Origin of the sequence: Polaribacter aestuariivivens, from assembly GCF_005885675.1 — a bacterium.
Taxonomy (GTDB): Bacteria; Bacteroidota; Bacteroidia; order Flavobacteriales; family Flavobacteriaceae; genus Polaribacter; species Polaribacter aestuariivivens.
This window is the reverse complement of sequence record NZ_VANR01000007.1, coordinates 163,592-184,321: the sequence shown is the minus strand read 5'-3', so window position 1 is coordinate 184,321 and position 20,730 is coordinate 163,592. Positions and strand designations below refer to the sequence as shown.

20 protein-coding genes are annotated in these 20,730 nt (G+C 29.0%); 17 read left to right on the top strand and 3 right to left on the bottom strand.

Features of this window, described 5'->3' with window-relative positions; all coding sequences use genetic code 11:
- Positions 1-176 precede the first annotated feature (176 nt).
- Positions 177-632: a hypothetical protein gene (locus tag FDT66_RS13295; RefSeq protein ID WP_138537347.1), complete on the bottom strand. Its 456-nt coding sequence runs from the start codon at positions 630-632 to the stop codon at positions 177-179.
- Positions 633-714: 82 nt separating this feature from the next.
- Complete coding sequence (gene sucC, locus FDT66_RS13290) at positions 715-1,911, bottom strand: ADP-forming succinate--CoA ligase subunit beta (RefSeq protein WP_138537345.1); 1,197 nt, start codon at positions 1,909-1,911, stop codon at positions 715-717.
- Between the two features lie 238 nt (positions 1,912-2,149).
- Between sucC and FDT66_RS13285 the strand changes: the two genes are divergently transcribed.
- The 17 genes from FDT66_RS13285 to FDT66_RS13205 all read left to right on the top strand — a co-directional run bounded on the left by FDT66_RS13285 (position 2,150) and on the right by FDT66_RS13205 (position 19,051).
- Positions 2,150-4,639, top strand: coding sequence for a DUF5916 domain-containing protein (locus FDT66_RS13285; RefSeq protein ID WP_138537343.1), 2,490 nt, complete (start codon positions 2,150-2,152; stop codon positions 4,637-4,639).
- Between the two features lie 100 nt (positions 4,640-4,739).
- On the top strand, positions 4,740-5,399 hold the full coding sequence (locus tag FDT66_RS13280) for an ABC transporter ATP-binding protein (protein ID WP_138537341.1): 660 nt from the start codon (positions 4,740-4,742) through the stop codon (positions 5,397-5,399).
- A 4-nt stretch (positions 5,400-5,403) separates the two neighbouring features.
- Entirely contained in the window at positions 5,404-6,429 is a 1,026-nt protein-coding gene (locus tag FDT66_RS13275) for a hypothetical protein (protein ID WP_138537339.1), read from the top strand.
- A 9-nt stretch (positions 6,430-6,438) separates the two neighbouring features.
- Entirely contained in the window at positions 6,439-6,987 is a 549-nt protein-coding gene (locus FDT66_RS13270; RefSeq protein WP_138537337.1) for a CPBP family intramembrane glutamic endopeptidase, read from the top strand.
- Positions 6,988-6,989: 2 nt separating this feature from the next.
- A complete protein-coding gene (locus FDT66_RS13265) occupies positions 6,990-7,754 on the top strand; it encodes a TIGR02757 family protein (protein ID WP_138537335.1) in 765 nt (254 codons plus the stop codon).
- 68 nt (positions 7,755-7,822) lie between these two features.
- The gene (locus FDT66_RS13260; RefSeq protein ID WP_138537333.1) at positions 7,823-9,307 is read left to right on the top strand and encodes a S10 family peptidase; all 1,485 of its coding nucleotides are present in this window, start codon (positions 7,823-7,825) and stop codon (positions 9,305-9,307) included.
- 4 nt (positions 9,308-9,311) lie between these two features.
- Positions 9,312-11,252, top strand: a complete 1,941-nt coding sequence (locus FDT66_RS13255; protein ID WP_138537331.1) for a BatA domain-containing protein — start codon at positions 9,312-9,314, stop codon at positions 11,250-11,252.
- Positions 11,249-12,508: a dihydroorotase gene (locus FDT66_RS13250; RefSeq protein ID WP_138537329.1), complete on the top strand. Its 1,260-nt coding sequence runs from the start codon at positions 11,249-11,251 to the stop codon at positions 12,506-12,508. The genes FDT66_RS13255 and FDT66_RS13250 overlap by 4 nt, the downstream gene beginning before the upstream one ends.
- Positions 12,509-12,511: 3 nt before the next feature.
- Positions 12,512-12,838: a hypothetical protein gene (locus FDT66_RS13245; RefSeq protein WP_138537327.1), complete on the top strand. Its 327-nt coding sequence runs from the start codon at positions 12,512-12,514 to the stop codon at positions 12,836-12,838.
- A 16-nt stretch (positions 12,839-12,854) separates the two neighbouring features.
- Complete coding sequence (locus tag FDT66_RS13240) at positions 12,855-13,496, top strand: alpha/beta hydrolase (RefSeq protein ID WP_138537325.1); 642 nt, start codon at positions 12,855-12,857, stop codon at positions 13,494-13,496.
- Positions 13,497-13,622: 126 nt separating this feature from the next.
- The gene (locus tag FDT66_RS13235; RefSeq protein WP_138537323.1) at positions 13,623-14,474 is read left to right on the top strand and encodes a helix-turn-helix transcriptional regulator; all 852 of its coding nucleotides are present in this window, start codon (positions 13,623-13,625) and stop codon (positions 14,472-14,474) included.
- Between the two features lie 74 nt (positions 14,475-14,548).
- Positions 14,549-14,947 carry a DUF6326 family protein gene (locus FDT66_RS13230; protein ID WP_222927922.1) on the top strand — a complete coding sequence of 133 codons (399 nt, stop codon included), beginning with the start codon at positions 14,549-14,551 and terminating at the stop codon, positions 14,945-14,947.
- Between the two features lie 219 nt (positions 14,948-15,166).
- Positions 15,167-16,402 carry a DEAD/DEAH box helicase gene (locus FDT66_RS13225; RefSeq protein WP_138537321.1) on the top strand — a complete coding sequence of 412 codons (1,236 nt, stop codon included), beginning with the start codon at positions 15,167-15,169 and terminating at the stop codon, positions 16,400-16,402.
- A gap of 180 nt (positions 16,403-16,582) precedes the next feature.
- Positions 16,583-17,455 carry an RNA polymerase sigma factor gene (locus FDT66_RS13220; protein ID WP_138537319.1) on the top strand — a complete coding sequence of 291 codons (873 nt, stop codon included), beginning with the start codon at positions 16,583-16,585 and terminating at the stop codon, positions 17,453-17,455.
- Between the two features lie 123 nt (positions 17,456-17,578).
- Positions 17,579-18,082, top strand: coding sequence for an SRPBCC family protein (locus FDT66_RS13215; protein WP_138537317.1), 504 nt, complete (start codon positions 17,579-17,581; stop codon positions 18,080-18,082).
- 59 nt (positions 18,083-18,141) lie between these two features.
- On the top strand, positions 18,142-18,498 hold the full coding sequence (locus FDT66_RS13210) for a SnoaL-like domain-containing protein (RefSeq protein ID WP_138537315.1): 357 nt from the start codon (positions 18,142-18,144) through the stop codon (positions 18,496-18,498).
- A 70-nt stretch (positions 18,499-18,568) separates the two neighbouring features.
- Positions 18,569-19,051, top strand: a complete 483-nt coding sequence (locus tag FDT66_RS13205; RefSeq protein WP_246034878.1) for an SRPBCC family protein — start codon at positions 18,569-18,571, stop codon at positions 19,049-19,051.
- A 154-nt stretch (positions 19,052-19,205) separates the two neighbouring features.
- Here the strand turns inward: FDT66_RS13205 and FDT66_RS13200 are convergent, their stop codons facing one another.
- Positions 19,206-20,729, bottom strand: coding sequence for an ATP-binding response regulator (locus FDT66_RS13200; protein ID WP_138537311.1), 1,524 nt, complete (start codon positions 20,727-20,729; stop codon positions 19,206-19,208).
- Position 20,730: the final 1 nt, after the last annotated feature.

The following is a 20,730-nucleotide window of genomic DNA, read 5'->3' as shown; positions in this document are numbered from 1 at the left end:
ATTGCCCGTGTAAAATATTGAAGAATTGAAAAAGGTATTGTTGTATTATTATTTATAACTTTAAATTCTTTCGCACAAAGCTATTTAAAAAAGGAAGTTATTTAGATATTAAAAAGTTTGATAGTATTCATGAATATAAAGCAACTATAAAATCCTATTAAGATAGTTAAAAGCTTTTAATTAAGCATTTTTCTTAACTTTATAATACTATCTATCAACTTACTAGCTTTTTTTTCATAAATAGCATCATCTTCTTTAGTCCAAGAATTTTTTGCGTTTTTATTTACACGATTGTTATTTATGTACTTTAATTCTTTCTGCAATTTTTTTATCTTTTCTTCAACACTTAAATTATTAGACTCTTTATAACCTAACTTTTTTAAACCAGCTTCTAATTTTTTTATTTCTTCTACGTAAGATTTCTCTTTAACAGATGACCATTTTTTTAAATTCTTAAGTTTTTTTCGCTGTTTCTTTAAGGCACTAATTCTTGCTTTAATTTTTTTAACCAAAACAGTATTGTCTTGCATTAAAACTGTGGTTGTAGTTTTCTTTTTTAAAGAAAAAATATCAACATTTGTAATAAAAAAAGTTGAAGAAATAATAGAGAATAAAATTAAAAACAGTTTCATACAACGTAAATATAAAAAAATTGAAATAAAAAAGCCTTTGCTAAATTAGCAAAGGCTTTATAAAAATTTAAAAGCTTGTATTTTAAGCTTGTAAAACTTCTTGTACTTTATCTGCAGCTTCTTGAAATTCTGTAGCAGAAATAATTTTCATACCAGAGTTGTCAATTAACTCTTTTGCTTCTTTCGCATTTGTTCCTTGTAATCTACAAATAATTGGTACTGTAATTTTATCTCCCATATTTTTGTAGGCATCTACAACACCTTGTGCAACTCTGTCACAACGTACAATACCTCCAAAAATATTTACTAAAATTGCTTTTACATTTGGATCTTTTAAAATAATACCAAAAGCAGTTTCAACTCTTTGTGCATCTGCAGTTCCACCAACATCTAAAAAGTTAGCAGGTTCACCTCCAGATTCTTTAATTAAGTCCATAGTTCCCATTGCTAAACCAGCTCCATTAACCATACAACCAACGTTTCCGTCTAAATCTACATAATTTAAGCCAGCAGCTTTTGCTTCTACTTCAATTGGGTTCTCTTCACGTAAATCACGCATTGCAGCATAATCTCTATGTCTAAATAATGCATTTTCATCTAAAGAAACTTTAGCATCTACAGCCATTATTTTATCATCAGATGTTTTTAAAACAGGATTAATTTCAAACATTGAAGAATCAGACTTTATGTAAGCAGTATATAAAGCAGTAACAAATTTTGTCATTTCTTTAAAAGCTGTACCTGATAGACCTAAATTAAAAGCTATTTTACGAGCTTGAAAAGGCATTAAACCTAATAATGGATCAATTTCTTCAGTATAAATTAAATGTGGAGTTTCCTCAGCAACTGTTTCAATATCCATTCCACCTTCTGTAGAATACATAATCATATTTTTACCTGTTGCTCTGTTTAATAAAACAGACATGTAATATTCTTCTGGTTCAGAAGCTCCAGGATAATATACATCTTCGGCTACTAAAACTTGGTGTACTTTTTTACCTTCTGCTGAAGTTTGTGGTGTGATTAACATCATACCAATAATATCATCAGCAATTTTTTCTACTTCTTGTAGGTTTTTTGCTAATTTTACACCTCCACCTTTTCCACGACCACCTGCATGAACTTGTGCTTTAATAACATGCCAACCTGTACCAGTTTCTGCTGTTAATTGTTTTGCTGCATCAACAGCTTCTTTATGGCTACTTGCTACAATTCCGCGTTGTATTCTAACACCAAAACTGCTTAAAATTTCTTTTCCTTGATATTCGTGTAAGTTCATTGTTGTAAATGTTTAAAAACGTTGACAAAAATACAAATTCAGATGTAAAACTGGACTATGTTTCTCTAAAAAACTTGAAAATTATGAACCATTACAATTCTTTAAGAAATCTTTAACAGTTACAAACTGTAACGCATAAAAATTTAATGGGTCTTTAATCTATTAACACAATATTGTGATTTTTTTTTAGTCATCTAAATATTTTTGCAAGGTGTTTTAAACCAATCAACCAAAAAACATGTTTAAAAAAATCTTTATACTACCATTTTTCATGGTATTAATCTCGTTTCTTACGAGCGCTCAGAATGTAAAAAACCGAAAAACTGCAACCACAACTCGAATTGAAAAAGCTCCAAAAATTGATGGATTATTAAATGATGATGCTTGGAAAAATGCAGAAGAACTCACAAATTTTGTAATTTTTAGACCTGAAAATGGTGTTGCTGTAAAAGATGAATATCAAACTACTGTAAAAGTAGTTTACGACAATGAAGCTGTATATATTTCTGCAATTATGCTAGATCCAGATCCCGAAAATATTCCTCAAGAATTTGCGGTAAGAGATAATTTTAGTCAAGCAGATTTCTTTTTAGTAACAATAAATCCAAATGATGATGGACAAAACCCATTTGAATTTGTAGTACAATCTACAGGAAATCAAGCAGACTCTAAAGTTTCTAACGGAAATGAAGATTTTAATTGGAGTGCAGTGTGGGACAGTGCTACAAAAATAACTGATAAAGGTTGGCAAGTTGAAATAAAATTACCTTACAGAACTATTCGTTTTGCAAATAGACCTGTACAGTCTTGGGGTTTTAATTTTCATAGAAGATTAGAGTTGTTAAATGAACAACATACTTGGACACACATAGACAATGCCGTAGGGAGATGGACGCAATACGATGGTTTAATTGAAGGTTTTAGAGATATAAAACCAACTACAAGATTAAATTTATATCCTTATGCAGCTGCAACTTCTATTTCTTATGATGGCAGCACAACATATGATTATAGTTTAGGAATGGATATCAAATATGGTTTATCTGAAAACTTTACTTTAGATGCAACTTTAATTCCTGATTTTAGTCAAGTTGGTTTTGATGATGTGGAGCTAAACTTAAGCCCTTTTGAACAACAATTTACAGAACAAAGACAATTTTTTACAGAAGGAACAGAACTATTTAATATTGCCAATTTATTTTATTCTAGAAGAATTGGTGGACCAGCAATAGATCAATTTAATGTAGCTTCTACCTTAAGAAATGATGAAAATTTTGATGCAAATAATAAAAAAGTAAACGAAGAAATTACTGATTACCCCAACAAAACCACGATGTTAAATGCTGTAAAAATTTCTGGTAGAACAAAAAACGGTTTAGGAATTGGTTTTTTTAACGCCATAACTCAAAATACAGAAGCTACAATTAAAACAACAACAGCTACTAATAATAATGGAACAATTACTGAAGAAACCACTATTAGAAAAGAAGTTATAGATCCATTTACAAATTTTAATATTTTAGTTTTAGATCAACAGTTTAATCAAAACTCTACAGTTTCTTTAATTAATACAAACGTTACTAGAGATGGGCGATTTAGAGACGCTAATGTAACGGCTTTAGACTGGCATATAGAAACAAAAGACAGTAAATACAATGTAGATGGTTCGTTTAAAATGAGTAATATTTTTGATGATGTAAAAAACCCAAATACAGGTTATACTTTTGATAATAGTTTCGGTTACAATTTTGGACATTATAGTTGGGAAATTGGTTATAATTTTGAAAACAAAGACTTTAACCCTAATGATTTAGGAATCCTATTTACAAATGACCAACAGACTATTTATGGAAGTGCTGGTTGGCAAACATTACAACCCACTAAAAATTTTAACAGATATCGTTTTAACTTTTATAATCAAGTTAACTTTCAGCACTTTTCTGGAGCTTTTACTGGTTATAATGCTGGTTTGGGTGCAAGCGCACAAACAAGAGAGCGTCTTACTTTTGGAGGCAATTTAAATTATAGTTCTGAAAATAGAGATTATTTTGAACCAAGACAAGGTACCACTAGTGGTGTTTATTTTTTAAGACCAGAAAGAACCAATGTAAATGCTTGGATTTCTACAAATTCTCAAAAAAAATTAGAAATAAATGCTAATGCTTATTACAATTATTTTACAAATCACCCTCAAGAAGGTTATGGTTTTGGTATAAGCCCACGTTACAGGTTTACCAATCAGTTTTCTTTAGGATATAGTTTAAATTATAGAATAAACAATAATGATCAAGGTTATGTAGATCAACTTAACAATAATATAATATTTGGTCAAAGAGACAGAAAAGATATTACCAATTCTGTAAACGGTAAATACAGTTTTAGCACAAACTCATCTTTGTCTTTAAGTTTTAGATATTATTGGAGTACAGCAACATATAACGACTTTTTAAATTTAAATTCAGACGGTTCTCTAACCCAAAATCCAACATACCCAACAGACGACGTAAACTTTAATAGTTGGAATTTAGACTTAAACTATTTTTGGCAATTTGCTCCAGGAAGCCAATTAATTGTTTTTTATAGAAACTCTATATTCGATTTTAACGATAATTCTGGTTTAAATTTTGGAGAAAATCTAGAAAACTTATTCAATCAACCAAATCAACACACGTTTTCTGTAAGGTTTGTATATTTTATAGACTATAATGCTATAAAAAATATTTTTTAAGTTTTTTATACATTGATTGATTTAAGATTTATTATGAAATCAGAAATGCGTTAGGTGTTTCTGATTTCTTTTTTATACTTTCGTTTCAAATTCAAAAAAGATGATTGTTAGCAAGAATATTCATAAATATTATGGTAATGTAGAAGTACTAAAAGGAGTAGATTTACACATAAAAAAAAGTGAAATTGTTGCTATTGTAGGTCCTTCTGGAGCAGGAAAAACAACTCTTTTACAAATTCTTGGTACTTTAGACAAGCCTTTAAAAGAGCAAGATTTTGAACTTTCTGTAAACAATATCTCTCTTAAAAATTTATCCGACAAACAATTATCTTCCTTTAGAAACAATCATATTGGTTTTATTTTTCAATTTCATCAATTATTGCCAGAATTTACAGCGTTAGAAAATGTTTGTATTCCTGCTTTTATTGGAAAAAAAAATAAAAAAGAAACAGAAAAACGCGCAGAAGAAATTTTAAGTTTTTTAGGTTTATCTCATAGAGTTCACCACAAACCAAATGAACTTTCTGGTGGTGAGCAACAACGTGTTGCAGTTGCAAGAGCTTTAATTAACAATCCATCAGTAATTTTAGCAGACGAACCAAGTGGAAATTTAGATAGCGAATCAGCAAAAAATTTACATGAACTATTTTTTAAACTTCGTGATGAATTTGGGCAAACTTTTGTTTTAGTTACGCACAATAAAGAACTAGCAGAAATGGCAGACAGAACGCTTACTATGAAAGATGGTAAAATCATTTAAAAAAATGAAAAAACTTGGGTTGCTTTTTGTAACAGTACTAATAGTAAGTTCTTGTGCAACCATTTTAAACGGCAAAACAACTTCTGTAAAAATATCTTCAAACAAGCCCAGTAAAATCATTTTTAATAATGATACGATTGCTATAAATAGCAAAAAAACGACTATTACACCAAATCGTTCTTCAAAACCATTAGAAATTACAGTATTAAAAGATAGTTTACAACAAGACTTTTCTTTTAATAAAAAAATATCTGTAAATACTTTGCTAAACGTTTACAATTACGGAATTGGTTTAATTCCTGATATTTATACTAAAAAAGCTTTTAGATATCCTAATAATTTGCATTTTGCAGTAGATACCATCTCTAATAAAATTGTATTAAGCGATAAAAAAATTGTCGCAATTCCTAAAAATAAATTGTTTGTTTATACTTCTGTATTGGCACCTTTTGATATCTTTTCAATTCCTATGGTTACCATAGGTGCAGAGTTTTTTATTACTAAAAACTTAAGTTTAAACGCAGAATATGGTACACTTTTTCCTGACACTAAATTAAATGATCATAAAATTACGTATTTAGAAGAAAAAGCAAACTCTCATAGGTTTGAAATAAAATGGTATAATGGTATTAACTTTACCAAGAATGCTCATTTAAATGAATATTTAGGGTTTGAATTTCGCAACATTAATAGCCAATACAATGCCTATTTAGATTATTATGAACAAAACAACAATTCCAATTATAGTGACATTATCAGAGATGATTTTGCAACAAAAAAGAGAGTTACTGTAATTAACTTTAAGTATGGTTTTTTAGTTCCCATAGCAAATAGATTTTATTTAGATTTATACACTGGCTTAGGACTAAGAATCAAGAGATTTAATCATTTAAACTTAGAGTTTGATAGTGATATACATGAAATTTATGATAACGATTTTCCCTCCTTTAATATTAGAGAGTTTAAAAATTACGACAAAAAAACACTTTTAAACTTCACATTAGGTTGTAAATTTGGTATTAACTTTTAAAAAACAATCATGAAAGAGACTTTGTTTGCCCTAATTGCTTATTTTAAAAATCCTATTTTAAAAGAAGATGAAAATACAAACCTAAATTACAGGTTTACGTTATTTTTAAAAATTTTTGCAATTTGTGTTATAACAGGCATTATTATCACTCCTGTTTTTGCTTTATTAGAAGCTCTTGAATGGGTAAATATGGATTCTCATGAGGTAGAAAAAATGTTTAAAGGTATGGCTAAATGGAAAGTTATTTTAACTGGCGCTATAATAATTCCTGTAATAGAAGAGCTTATTTTTAGAGCACCAATTACTGCTTTTAAAAAACCAAAATATTTTAAAATTGGCTTTTACTTTTTTGCTTTATTATTTGGTTTTGTGCACATTAGTAATTTTGAAATATCCACAACTGTTTTATTATTATCACCAATTTTAGTTTTACCACAAATTCTTATTGGTTTTTATTTGGGGTATATTAGGGTACGTTTAGGGCTACAATGGTCTATGTTATTACATGGTTGTTATAACTGTTTTTTTATTTTACTTAGTTTTATTCCTGAAGAATAAAAATGAAAAAATCAGATTTAAAAGAGTTTTTAGACGAAAAAGTTACTTTATACAATAACCCAACGTTTATTGAATCTGATCCAATTCAAATTCCGCATTTGTTTTCAAAAAAAGAAGACATAGAAATTGCTGGTTTTTTAACCGCTATCATTTCTTGGGGAAACAGAACTATGATTATTAGAAATGCTTCTAAAATGATGGATTTACTAGACAATTCTCCTCATGATTTCATTTTAAACCACAAAAAATCTGATTTAAAATCATTTGAAAACTTTGTTCATAGAACTTTTAACTATATTGATTTTCAACAATTTATAACATCACTACAACACATTTATCTAAATCATAATGGTTTAGAAGAAGTACTTGCTATAAAAGACGCTACAAAAACATACCAAACTGCCATCCACAATTTTAAGAATGTTTTTTTCGAAGTTGAACACCAACAACGAACACAAAAACACATTTCAGATCCTTTAAAAAATTCTGCCGCAAAACGCATAAACATGTTTTTAAGATGGATGGTTAGAAACGATAAAGCTAGAGTAGATTTTGGCATTTGGAAAAGCCACAATCCTGCAAATTTATCTTGTCCTTTAGATGTACATTCTGGTAATGTAGCCAGAAAGTTGAAACTTCTTTTAAGAAAACAAAACGATTGGAAAGCAGTTGCTGAATTAGATAAAAATCTACGAAAATTAGATACTAACGATCCAGTAAAATACGATTTTGCACTATTTGGCTTAGGCGTTTTCGAAAAGTTTTAATTAGAAGTTAACAACTGTTTTTAAATTCCTTTTTTTGTAATAATTTAGATTTTTTAAATACCAAAAAAATGAAAAAAATAAGCATAATTTTATTTCTACTTATCTCTATCTCAATTTGGAGTCAAGATGCAAGAATACCTTTAGATACTACTGTTGTAACAAACAATACAGTAAAAATAAAAGGACAAATCATAAATTATCAAGCAACTACAGGAATGCAACCAATTTGGAATGATAATGGAAAAATTATTGCATCACTTTATTATACGTATTACAAAAGAACAAATATAAAAAATACTGAAGAACGCCCAATTATAATGTCGTTTAACGGTGGTCCAGGTTCTGCGTCTGTTTGGATGCATATTGCTTATACTGGTCCAAAAGTTTTAAAAATTGATGACGAAGGCTTTCCAGTGCAACCTTATGGTGTTAAGAACAATCCTAATTCCATTTTAGATGTTGCAGATATTGTTTATGTAAATCCTGTAAATACAGGTTATTCAAGACCTGTGGTTGCAAAAGGTGAAAAGTTAGACAAATCTCTTTTCTTCGGAATAAATGCAGATATAAAATATTTAGCAAGTTGGTTAAATACATTTATTACAAGAAACAATCGCTGGCAATCTCCAAAATATATCATTGGCGAAAGTTATGGAGGAACGCGTGTAATGGGTTTAGCTGCAGAATTACAAAATAGACAATGGATGTATTTAAACGGTGTAATTATGGTTTCTCCAGCAGATTATAAAGTTTTACGAACAGAAAGCTCTGTAGATTATGCTATAAATTTACCCTATTTTACAGCTGCAGCTTGGTATCATAAAATGCTGCCACAAGAATTGCAACAAAAAGATTTGTTAGAAATTTTACCAGCTGCAGAAGATTTTGCTATAAATTCTTTATTACCTGCTATTGCAAAAGGAGGTTTTATTTCTAAAACTGAAAAAATTAATATTGTAAAAGATGTTGCCAAATATACAGGTTTGAGTGAAAAAGTAATTTTACAAAACAATTTAGAAGTTTCTCCAAGTTTTTTCTGGAAAGAACTTCTTCGAGATAAAACAGGGCAAACTATTGGACGTTTAGATTCTAGATATACAGGATTAGATAAACGTGAAAGTGGAGTTCAGCCAGATTACAACTCAGAATTAACCTCTTGGTTGCATTCTTTTACACCTGCAATCAATTATTACATAAGAGAAGAATTAAATTTTAAAACAGACGTTAAATACAATGTTTTTGGTTCAGTTTCTCCTTGGGATAATAGAAACAATAATGTGCGAGAAGATTTAAGACAAGCCATGGCTCAAAATCCATATTTAAAAGTTTTAATTCAATCTGGTTATTATGATGGAGCAACTACTTATTTTAGCGCAAAATATACCATGTGGAAAACAGATCCTAGTGGAAAAATGAAAGACAGGTTCTTTTTTAAAGGATACAGAAGTGGACACATGATGTATTTAAGAAGCGAAGATTTACAAAAAGCAAATGACGATTTAAGAGAATTTATTAGCAACAGTTTGTCTGAAGGAAAATCAGCAAAATATTAAATAAATGCAGTTTAAAAATCCTGAAATTTTATACTTTTTTGCACTACTAATTATTCCAATTTTAGTACATCTTTTTCAGCTGCAAAAGTTTGTAAAAACACCTTTTACAAATGTTGCTTTTTTACAAAAATTACAGCAACAAACTCGTAAAAGTTCTCGCATAAAAAAATGGCTAATTTTAGCCACAAGACTACTCTTATTTTCTGCGATACTTTTGGCTTTTGCTCAACCTTATTTTAGTGATAAAAATATTGATAAAAAGCAACACACTTTTATATATTTAGATAATTCTTTAAGTACAAATACAAAAGGAGAAAAAGGAAATTTATTAAAAATTGCTGCTCAAGAAATTATAGAAAGTTCTAACGAAAAAGATGTATATTCGTTGCAAACAAATAGTAATTTTTACAAAGATATTTCTAAAAATGAATTAAAAAACATACTCCTAAAAATAGAAAACACATCAAAAAAATTAGATTTTTCAACAGTTTTTCTGAAAATAAACCAACAAAATATCAGTAAAACAAATACTTTACATAAAAACATATTAATATCTGATTTTCAGAACACTTACAATAAAAAGTTTACAAATGTAACACCTGCTTTTTCGGCTATAAAGCTAGAATCTTCGCAAAAAAGCAACCTTTCTATAGATAGTGTTTTTATAAGCAATGCAAACACTACTAATTTTACTGTAAACGTAATTATAAAAAACCAAGGTCAAGAAAAAAACAACACCCCTATTTCTATTTTTAACAACGAAAATTTAATAAGCAAACAATCTTTTAATATTGATGAAGATGCCACAAAAATAATTCAGTTCACCATTCAAAATCAAGATAATTTTTCAGGCAAAATTCAATTAACTTTTAGCGATACTTTTCAATTTGACAACACCTATTTTTTTAATTTAAGTAAACGTAAAAAAGCAAGTGTTTTAGCGATTGGAAACGAAGCTGATTTCTTAGCTAAAATTTATACAGAAAACGAATTTAATTTCACAAATTCTACTGTGCAAAATGTAAACTATAATTCGATACCAAAACAGCAATTAATCATCTTAAATAGTTTAGAAAATCTTCCAGAAATTTTAGCACAAAGTATTACAGAATTTTCTAAAAATGGAGGAAGTTTGGTAATTATTCCGAATGAAAAATCGGAGGTAAATTCTTACAATTCATTTTTTAACAAATTGCAAATTGGCAAGTTTGAAAATAAAATAAACGACACTTTAAAAATTACATCTATAAATTACAACCATCCATTATTTAAAAATGTTTTTTCTAAAAAGGTAAATAATTTTCAATATCCTTCAGTTTATAGCCTCTACCCTATTTCTTCAAAAAATAGCAATATCATTATTTCGTTTGAAAACAACACCCCTTTTATTAGCGAATTAAAAAACAACATCTACTATATATCTAGTTCTTTAGCAAAAACGAATAGTAATTTTTTAAATTCACCTTTAATTGTACCTGTTTTTTACAATTTTGGCCAATTAAGTTTTCAGTTTCCTCAATTATCATACAGAGTTGCTACTGAAAATAAAATTAGGGTTGAAACTCAGTTAGGTAAAGATGAAATTTTAACGATTACAAACAATGAGAATTCATTTATTCCATTGCAACAAACTTTTCAAAATAACGTAATAATTACAACTGATGAGCAACCTTTACAAGCAGGAATTTATTACATCTTAAAACAAAAAGACACGTTACAAAATATTGCTTTCAATTTTCCAAAAGAAGAAAGCTCTTTACAATATATAGACTTAAATACACTTGCTAAAAACAATAAAAACATAGAAATATCCTCCTCTATTCCAGCTACTTTTGATGCTTTAAATAAAAAAAATGAAGTTCAATGGCTTTGGAAATGGTTTTTAGCGTTGGCAATTGTATCTTTGTTATTAGAAATTTTGATTTTAAAATTCTATAAACCATGATTACGCTTCTAAAATCGGCTAAAATTATAGATGCTTCTAGCCCATTTCATCAACAAACAAAAGACATTTTAATTAGTGATGGAATTATAAAAAAAATAGCTGATTCCATTCCCAATAAAAAAGAATATCAACTTGTAGAAAAAGAAAACCTGCATATTTCTTGTGGTTGGTTTGACACAAGTGTTTCTTTTGGTGAACCAGGTTTTGAAGAACGTGAAACTATAAAAAACGGATTGCAAGTTGCTGCGAAAAGTGGTTTTACTGCTGTTGCTGTAAACGCCAATTCAAATCCTGTAATAGATAATAAATCTGCCGTAGAATTTTTAATAAACAAAGCAAACGGATTTGCCACAAAACTTTATCCAATTGCAGCCTTAACACAAGGTAGCAATGGAATTGAAATGGCTGAATTGTACGACATGCAACAATCTGGAGCCATTGCTTTTGGAGATTACAAAAAACCAATTGAGAATGATAATTTGATGAAAGTATCACTTTTATATGCTCAAAATTTTGATGGTTTGGTACTTAGTTTTCCAAAAAACAATGCCATTGCAGGTGCTGGGATCGCGCACGAAGGCATAAACAGTACTAAGTTAGGTTTAAAAGGAGCTCCTGCTTTGGCAGAACACATTCAAATTGCTAGAGATTTATTTTTGCTAGAATATACTGGAGGAAAATTACACATACCAACAATATCGTCAGCAGCATCTGTAACATTAATTAAAGATGCTAAAAAGAAAGGTTTGCAAGTTACTTGTAGTGTGGCTTCGCATAATTTGGTTTTAACCGATAATGAATTGCATGAGTTTGATAGTAATTTTAAAACAAATCCGCCTTTAAGAACAGATACAGATACCAAAGCCTTACAAAAAGGGGTAAATTCTGGTGTAATTGACGTCATTACTTCCGATCACAATCCTATGGATATTGAACATAAAAAAGTGGAATTTAGTGAAGCTAAAGATGGTGTAATTGGTTTAGAAACTGCTTTTGGCGCTGTAAATTCGGTTTTAGAATTAGAAAATTTTATAGAAAAAATTACCACAAATCCAAGACAAATTTTTGGTATAGAAACTACTTCCATCTCTGAAGGAAAAACTGCAGACATTTCTCTTTTTAACCCTGATGAAAAATATACGTTTGCGAAAGAAAATATTTTATCAACCTCTAAAAACAGTCCTTTTATCAATAAAAAACTGACTGGAAAAGTGTATGGTATTTTTGCAAACAACCAATTGATTTTAAATTCTTAAAAATTGGAAAATTACACTACCAAAGAAGGAAAAACAATTGCTTTAGTAAGTTATTTTACTATAGTTGGTCTTATTATTTCTTTAATTTTAAATAGAGATAAAAAAAATTACTTTGCAAGTTTTCATATTCGACAAAGTATTGGTTTGCATGTTTTATACTTTGCCAATAAATGGATTATTTTCGAATACTTTAACTCAAATATTGGTTGGGGTTTAAGAATTTTAATTTTAATACTTTTTGTTATTGGAGCCATAAGTGCTTTACAAGAAGAAGAAAAATTAGTACCTGTTGTTGGAGAGAAATTTCAAGAATGGTTTAAAAATATTTAAATAGATTTTATCTAGCATGAGCGATTTACATTATTTAGTAAGACAACCTAAAAAAGCATCCGAAAATCCGCCTTTGTTAATTTTACTGCATGGTTATGGAAGTAACGAACAAGATTTATTTTCTTTTGCAGAAGAATTGCCAGACGAATTATTAATTATTAGCGCACAAGCACCACTTTCTATGGGATTTGGAGGCTATGCTTGGTATACTATTAATTTTGACGATGTAAATGGAAAATTCTCAGATTTAAAAGAAGCCAAAGAATCTATTGATAAAATTGCCACTTTTATTGACGAAATAAAGAAAAAATACAATACAAATTCTGACAAAACATTTCTATTAGGCTTTAGTCAAGGTGCTATTTTAAGCTACTCTTTAAGTTTTTTCTACCCAAAAAAGGTAAATTATGTAATTGCTTTAAGTGGCTATATAAACACAGAGTTATTACCTCAAAATATGCCAACCCATTTAAAAACGGAATATTATAGTTCTCATGGAACTGTGGACCAAGTTTTACCTGTAGATTGGGCAAGAAACACCAAACCATTTTTAGATAAATTGAGAGTAGAAAATGTGTATTCGGAGTATAATGTGGGTCATGGAGTTGCACCTCAAAACTTTTATAGTTTTAAGAGTTGGATTGAAACACGCTTGTAAAACTGCCCAAAAAAAAGGGTATTTTCATCCTTTCATTTTTCCGTGTAAAAAACTAACTTCGCTAACTACTGATATAAGTCATTAAAACAGACGTCATATCAGTGAACAAGCTGTAGGTAATAAAAAATGATTAAGAGAAAAGACAATATATTACTATTTGATTATCCATTGTTCACTATTGTGAATTTGGAAACTCCATCAGAGGAGAATTTAAATTTACCTTCAGATGCTTGCATAGCTTATATCATTGAAGGAGATGAACAAATATTTTCTGAATCTGAAAACATTATTGCTAAAACTAATCACGCCATCCTTTCTTTGTGCGGACTAACTTTAGGAGGTATGCTTTCAAATCAACCCAATGGTAATATCTATTCAATAGTCGTTCATTTTAATAGAACTGTTTTGAATAAAGTTTTTGAAGGAGAAAAACCAGAACTATGGGAGGAATTGGAAAAACCAGTAACTCAATTTGTCATTCAGTCTGCTGCTTCTGAAATGGTAAAATATTATTTTGATACAATTATTAAGTTTTTTGAAAATAAGGAAGCCATTACAGAATCTATACTTAAAATTAAGCTAAAAGAAATAATACTTTTTCTACTTCAAACTGATAATTCAGATTATGTTAGAAATATTATTAAAAGTTTATTCTCCGAACGAGAATTCTCATTTAAAGAATTAGTAGAAGCAAATATTGAACATACAGCCTCAATTGAAAACCTTGCATTAGTCACGAATAGTTCTGTTTCCACTTTTAAAAGAAAATTTAAAGAATTATACAACACAACTCCTGCTAAATATAGACTTGAAATAAAACTAACAAAGGTAGCTAGTTTACTTAAAACAACAGACAGTCCAATAAACAGTATTGGTTACGAATGTGGTTTTGAATCTCCAGAACATTTAAGTCGTGCTTTTAAAAAACAATATGGAATTTCCCCTTCCAAATACAGATTGAACTTTTTAGTCAAGTAATTGACTTTTGAAATCAAGAATCTAACTTAAGATTTTAAGAATTTTGTTGCATAAATAATTTAAAATTAAAATTTATGGAACAAATCACAATTAGCTGGAAAAATGAACGACTAAAAATTTTCGCTTTATGGTTATTCATCCTGTTTAACATTATTTTTAGAGATATTCATCAGATGACGCTAAAATCTCATCTTGAAATGTTACTAACAGGCTATTATAATGGAATGGAAGTTACAGAAATAATTATGCTTTTTGGCGCTTTTGTTGTTAACATCCCAATCAGTATGCTTTTAGTGTCTCTTTTTACCAAGCAAGCTATTAGTAGAAAATTAAATATGTTAGCAGGTAGTATTATGCCGTTAATCTTACTTACTTCGCCACCAACAGATATGGACGATATTTTTCATCTTTCGATAGAAATATTAGCTCTAGTATGTATTGTTAGGTCAAGTTTTAAATGGAGAAAAGAATAAATACTACACCAGTGTTTAAGCAAATAACGGTTGAACTTACTAATCATAAGTTCAACACGTTTTGTTATCTTTAGTATGTCAAGGGAAATAATCGCACATTTCCACTTTTACTGACGCTTACACAAATCCTTTCGCAAAATTAAAAAATCAATTTCTTTAATTTAATTCTCAACTCCACTCCTACTTTCTTTTAAACTATCTTTGTATAAAAATTAATACATGCAGTTTTCTGAAATTCCACTTGATAAATCTATCTTAAAAGCAGTTGCTGAAGCACGTTTTCATACGCCAACTTTAGTACAACAAAAAACCATTCCTTTAGTTTTAGAAAAGAAAAATGTAATTGTTTCTGCAAATACAGGAACAGGAAAAACAGCTGCTTTTGCATTACCTATTATTCATTTATTAATGAATAATGAGGTTAAAGATGTGGAAAAAAAGAAAATAAAATCGTTAATAATTACTCCAACTCGTGAATTGGCCATTCAAATTTTCGAGAATTTTAATAGTTTCAACAAATACACAACCCTTAAAACTACAGCAGTTTATGGTGGTGTTTCTTTAGAGCCTCAAAAAGAAATTTTAGCGGAAGGTATAGATATTTTAATTGCAACTCCTGGAAGGTTAATTGACTTGCAAATGCAAGGAAATATTGATTTAAACTCGGTTGAAATTTTTGTTTTAGATGAAGCCGATTTAATGTTAGATATGGGTTTTATCAAAGACATTAAAAAAATAGAAGTTTTATGCCCAAAAAATAAGCAAACACTACTTTTCTCTGCTACAATACCAGATTCCATTACAGAATTAGCCAATAAAGTTCTTAAAAACCCTGTAAAAGTTGAAATTAATCCCGAAGAAACTACTGCAAAAAATGTTGGTCAACTTTTGTATTATCTACCTAAAAAAAACAAAACAGATTTGTGTTTGCATTTATTAAGAACCACGATAAATGGAAGAATTATCATATTTAGACGTACAAAATTTGGAGTTGATAAACTAGAGCAAACCTTACTTAAAAATGGGTACAAAGTTGCCAGTATTCATGGAGATAAAACACAAGCTGTAAGAAATAAAGCTATTGAAGATTTTAAAGATAAAAAAGCTCATATTTTAATTGCTACAGATGTTGCTGCACGTGGCATTGATATTACAAACGTAGATGCCATTATTAATTTCGACATTCCAAATGTTGCTGAAACCTATGTTCATAGAATTGGTAGAACAGGTAGAGCAGGAAAATCTGGAATTGCATTTTCTTTTTGTTCGCCAGATGAAAACGGATATATTAAGCTAATTGAAGCCTTAATTGAAAAACCAATAAAAGTAGTTACTGAGCATCCTTATGTAATTAACAAACCAAAACACACCAAAAAACAACCTAATACCATTAGCAAAAATAAAAAAGGCAGAAAATCGGAAGCTTCAAAAAAGAAGAAAAAACGTTGGTACTAAGCTTTTATGAAATTTAATTTTGTTTGTTCATAAACTTTAAAAAACACAACTTCACTAAAGACGATTATAAGTCATTAAAACAGATGTCATAATCTTCTTAAGTTAGGCACAAGCTGAAAAAAAAAGCAACTTTTGTAACACCTTCGACTATTCTGTATCTAAACATAAAACCTTTTAATTATGCAGTTTCCTTTTAGTAAATCATATTCAGATACAGAACAACAAAACCTTGTTAAACAAGCTATAGATGGCAACAAAGAATCTTTAAATGAAATTATAAGTTATCATCAGCCATTTATCTATAATGTAGCTTGGAAAATGTGTCACAACCCTATAGATGCTCAAGACTTAACTCAAGAAGTACTCATCAAAGTTATTACCAAATTAGGGCAGTTCAACTTCAAAAGTAAATTTAGAACATGGTTGTATCGTATCGTGGTTAACGAATTTTTACAATCCAAAAGAAGAAAAAGCGAAAAACAATTTTCAGATTTTGATGACTATGAAGAACGTTTAGACCAAGTTCCAAACCCAGAATTAAGTATTGAAGAAGAAATTAGTTACCAAGAGTTATCTAAGGAAATGCAAATTCAGTGTATGAGCGGAATGATTATGTGCTTAAACAGAGAACAACGTCTAATATTTATTTTAGGCACAAGTTTTGGTATTGACCACACACTTGGAGCTGATATTTTTGGTGTAAGTACTCAAAATTTTAGAATAAAGCTTCACAGAGCGCGCAAAGATTTGTTTAATTATATGAATAATAAGTGTGGTTTGGTAAACAAAGAAAATCCTTGTAGATGCCCTAAAAAAGCAAAAGCCTTGAAAGAAATGGGTGTTTTAGATGAAGAAAAAATGCTATTCAACATCAAAACCAAAATGAAAGTAAAAGATTTTGTAGAAAATAACCACGAAGAAGCTTTAGACGATTTTACGACAACTTACACTAAATTATTTCAAGAGCATCCAGTAAAAGATGATTTTGAAAAAGATACTATCATTAAAGAGCTTATAAACAATGATAAACTTTCAAACTATTTCAAAATATAAATTAAGTTGAGATTTCAGTTTGAAAATGAAAAGGTTACTTCTAACGGAGGTAACCTTTTTTTGGTTTTGTAACACATTATAAATTCATGTATCAAAATAATAAATAACATAAAATTTATTAACATGGAATTTAAAAAAGAAATTACTATTAACAAGCCAATAAAAGCTGTTTGGGACATATTGGGAAATCAATTTGGTGATGTATACAAATGGGCATCAGGTTTAAATCATTCTAAAGCATATAGTCCACCAGTGATTAAAGGAGCACCTTCAAATAATAGATCTTGCGAACTACCATCTGGAAAAATTAAAGAAGTTATCAGAAAATTTGATGCAAATAATCATATCCTCGAATACGAAGTCATTGAAGGCTTTCCCTTTTTTGTTGATTCTGCAATCAATAATTGGCAACTAACCTCAATAAGCTCTGAGAGAACTAAAGTAGATATGCATCTTATAGTAAAGACTAAAGGTTTGGTAGGTAGTATTATGAATCCTATGATGAAAATGCAACTAAAAAAACAAATTGAGCATATTCCAAATGACTTGAAAAACTATGTAGAAACTGGAAAACCAAGTACAAATAAATTGAAAGAAATTGAAAAATTCTCTAACAAAGTTGCATGAGTTTTGTAACACATCAACAAGTTTGGTATCCAAATAATAAACAACATAAAATATAAAACATGACAACAAAACAAATCGCTGAAAAGTTGACCTCTCTTTTAAAAGAAGGAAAGTTTGATGAAGTTTATGATACTTTGTTTGACCAAGAGAAGGTAAAACACATTGAACCACAATCGCCTTACTTTTCTGATATTAAAGGTGTAAAAGCCATAAAAGAAAAAGATGAAATTATGAGAGGCAACATTGCTGAATTTCATTCTATGGAAGTTGGAGAAGCCATTACCAGTAAAGATTTTATTGCTTTACCCTACAAAGCGTCATTTACTTTAAAAGATGGAAATAAGGCAGAATTAGATGAAATTATTCTCTATCAAGTAGAAAATGGAAAAATTATTCTTGAACAATTCTTTTACTAAAGAAATATCCGAAAGCAACAGTAATAAAAACATAAATAAAAATTTTAATTAACATCTAAAAATCAAAAACATGAAAAAAGTAACAATTTTATTTATCTTATTAATTTCTGCAACTACGATGTTGCAAGCTCAAACGCCATTAGTAACAGAAATTGAAAGTTCAGCAGATAAAGTTTGGGAGCAAATTCGAAAAATGGACAATATTGATGAGCTATCATCTTTTGTATCAAAAGTACAATGGAAAGGTCCAAAAGGTATTGGTGGCGAAAGAGTTTGTACTTCTGCAGACGGAAATGGTTATTTCAAGGAAAAGATAACAGGATTTGATGATAAAACCCGAACGTATTCGTATCAAGTAATAGAAGGCGTGCCAGCTAAAAACATGAACAATATGATTAAAGTAGTTGATTTAGGGTTTAACAAATCGATGATTGTTTGGACATCAAACTATGAATTTGTCGAGAATCCGAATATGACCAAAGAGCAATTTGATGGATTTATAACGAGTGCTCGAGTAGAAATGGTAGAAAACATAATTAAATTGGTGAAATAAAGCCAGTGCCTAACAACCTATATAAGCAATAGCGGTTTGAGTATCAACTTGAACCGCTATTTCATTTTATTAAAGTATATTAAAATCTGAAAATTAATAACATTAAAATCCGCTACTATACATATACAAACAAGTTTTCGAAAAATAAAAATCACTATATATTCTTCTTCATTTTTTCGACAAACTCAACAGCAGTGTAAGGCTTAGAAATAACATCTACAAAACCAATATGGTAATATCTTTCTAAATCTTCTTTAGTTGTGTTTGCTGTTAACGCTAAAAAAGGAGTTACTCTGTTAGATTGATGAAATTCATTTTTTTGTTGCATTAGTTGTTCGCCAGTAATGTTTGGCATGTGAATATCTAATAACACCAAATCGAAAGTAGTTGTTTTTAAAATATTTAAAGCTTCTAACCCATCTTTAACTTGGGTTAAAATTACATTTTCTTTTGCGAGTATGTGAGCTACAATGGTTTGATTTAAAGCATCATCATCAGCTACTAAAATTCTTTTATTTACAATACTTTTAATACTTGAATTTTCCTCTATTTCAGATTCAATTATTTTTGAGCTGTTTCCTTTTAAAAAAGGAATTTCAACTTTAAAAACACTTCCTTCATTTAAGGTACTTTTTACAGAAATGCTTCCTTTCATTTCTTTCAATAGTCTTTTTACGATTGACAAACCCAAACCTGCACCTCCAAAAACTCTATTATCACTTTTTTTATTTTGTTGATATTCGTCAAAAATTTTAGAAGCCTGTAAACTAGTCATTCCTCTACCAGAATCAGATACTAGAAATACTATTTTTGTAGAATCACTATTATCATATTCCATTTTAACATCTACTGAAATTTTGCCTTTTTGAGTAAATTTTACTGCGTTTGAAAGTAAATTTGATAAAATTTGATTGATTCGTACTTGATCACCTAAAATATTTTCAGGGATTTTATTTTCAATATTTAAGAGTAATTCTACTGCTGAATTTTTATTTTGTAATCTATAGTTTTCAACACAGTTTGTAACAATTTCGTTGATATTTATTACTGTATGTATCAACTCTAATTTACCAGCTTCAATTCTAGATAAATCTAAAATATCGTTTACAATTACTTTTAAATTATTTCCTGAAATTGCTAATAATTTTGCGTATTGTGCTACGTTATCATTAATTTTTTCTTGAGAAATCATTTCAGAATATCCTAAAATAACATTTAACGGATTTCTAATTTCATGACTCATCATTGCTAAAAAACGTGATTTTTCTTCATTCGCTTTGTCTGCAATTTTACGTAGTTTTTTAAGTTCTTCGTTTTTTTCTGCAAGCTCTCTCTTTATAAAAAAAATATCGTTTCTGTTTTGGTTTAGCTGCTCTACAATTTTGTAAACATTGGTTCTGTTATGAATTAAAACACTAATATTTTGTTCCTCTTTAAAAAGTTCAATATCTACATTATATTCAACAGAATTAAAGTCAATAACCATAGTCTCTAATGTAAACTGTTGTTGGTGTTCCAAAGCTTCGAGTGTACCTTCTAAAAAAGGGCATGTTTTGAAAATAGAACTGTGAATTTGGAATGCTTTTTCTGCAAATTTACCTGCTACAATGTTTGTTATTACTCCAGAAAAATCTGTAGTAACTTGTATAAAAACATCTTCTATTTTTGCAGGTATCAAG

What these genes read in the sequence shown, in the direction of transcription:
- FDT66_RS13295 (WP_138537347.1), bottom strand. Translation starts at nt 632, where the DNA reads ATGAAACTGTTTTTAATTTTATTCTCTATTATTTCTTCAACTTTTTTT.
- sucC (WP_138537345.1), bottom strand. Translation starts at nt 1,911, where the DNA reads ATGAACTTACACGAATATCAAGGAAAAGAAATTTTAAGCAGTTTTGGT.
- FDT66_RS13285 (WP_138537343.1), top strand. Translation starts at nt 2,150, where the DNA reads ATGTTTAAAAAAATCTTTATACTACCATTTTTCATGGTATTAATCTCG.
- FDT66_RS13280 (WP_138537341.1), top strand. Translation starts at nt 4,740, where the DNA reads ATGATTGTTAGCAAGAATATTCATAAATATTATGGTAATGTAGAAGTA.
- FDT66_RS13275 (WP_138537339.1), top strand. Translation starts at nt 5,404, where the DNA reads ATGAAAAAACTTGGGTTGCTTTTTGTAACAGTACTAATAGTAAGTTCT.
- FDT66_RS13270 (WP_138537337.1), top strand. Translation starts at nt 6,439, where the DNA reads ATGAAAGAGACTTTGTTTGCCCTAATTGCTTATTTTAAAAATCCTATT.
- FDT66_RS13265 (WP_138537335.1), top strand. Translation starts at nt 6,990, where the DNA reads ATGAAAAAATCAGATTTAAAAGAGTTTTTAGACGAAAAAGTTACTTTA.
- FDT66_RS13260 (WP_138537333.1), top strand. Translation starts at nt 7,823, where the DNA reads ATGAAAAAAATAAGCATAATTTTATTTCTACTTATCTCTATCTCAATT.
- FDT66_RS13255 (WP_138537331.1), top strand. Translation starts at nt 9,312, where the DNA reads ATGCAGTTTAAAAATCCTGAAATTTTATACTTTTTTGCACTACTAATT.
- FDT66_RS13250 (WP_138537329.1), top strand. Translation starts at nt 11,249, where the DNA reads ATGATTACGCTTCTAAAATCGGCTAAAATTATAGATGCTTCTAGCCCA.
- FDT66_RS13240 (WP_138537325.1), top strand. Translation starts at nt 12,855, where the DNA reads ATGAGCGATTTACATTATTTAGTAAGACAACCTAAAAAAGCATCCGAA.
- FDT66_RS13235 (WP_138537323.1), top strand. Translation starts at nt 13,623, where the DNA reads ATGATTAAGAGAAAAGACAATATATTACTATTTGATTATCCATTGTTC.
- FDT66_RS13230 (WP_222927922.1), top strand. Translation starts at nt 14,549, where the DNA reads ATGGAACAAATCACAATTAGCTGGAAAAATGAACGACTAAAAATTTTC.
- FDT66_RS13225 (WP_138537321.1), top strand. Translation starts at nt 15,167, where the DNA reads ATGCAGTTTTCTGAAATTCCACTTGATAAATCTATCTTAAAAGCAGTT.
- FDT66_RS13220 (WP_138537319.1), top strand. Translation starts at nt 16,583, where the DNA reads ATGCAGTTTCCTTTTAGTAAATCATATTCAGATACAGAACAACAAAAC.
- FDT66_RS13215 (WP_138537317.1), top strand. Translation starts at nt 17,579, where the DNA reads ATGGAATTTAAAAAAGAAATTACTATTAACAAGCCAATAAAAGCTGTT.
- FDT66_RS13210 (WP_138537315.1), top strand. Translation starts at nt 18,142, where the DNA reads ATGACAACAAAACAAATCGCTGAAAAGTTGACCTCTCTTTTAAAAGAA.
- FDT66_RS13205 (WP_246034878.1), top strand. Translation starts at nt 18,569, where the DNA reads ATGAAAAAAGTAACAATTTTATTTATCTTATTAATTTCTGCAACTACG.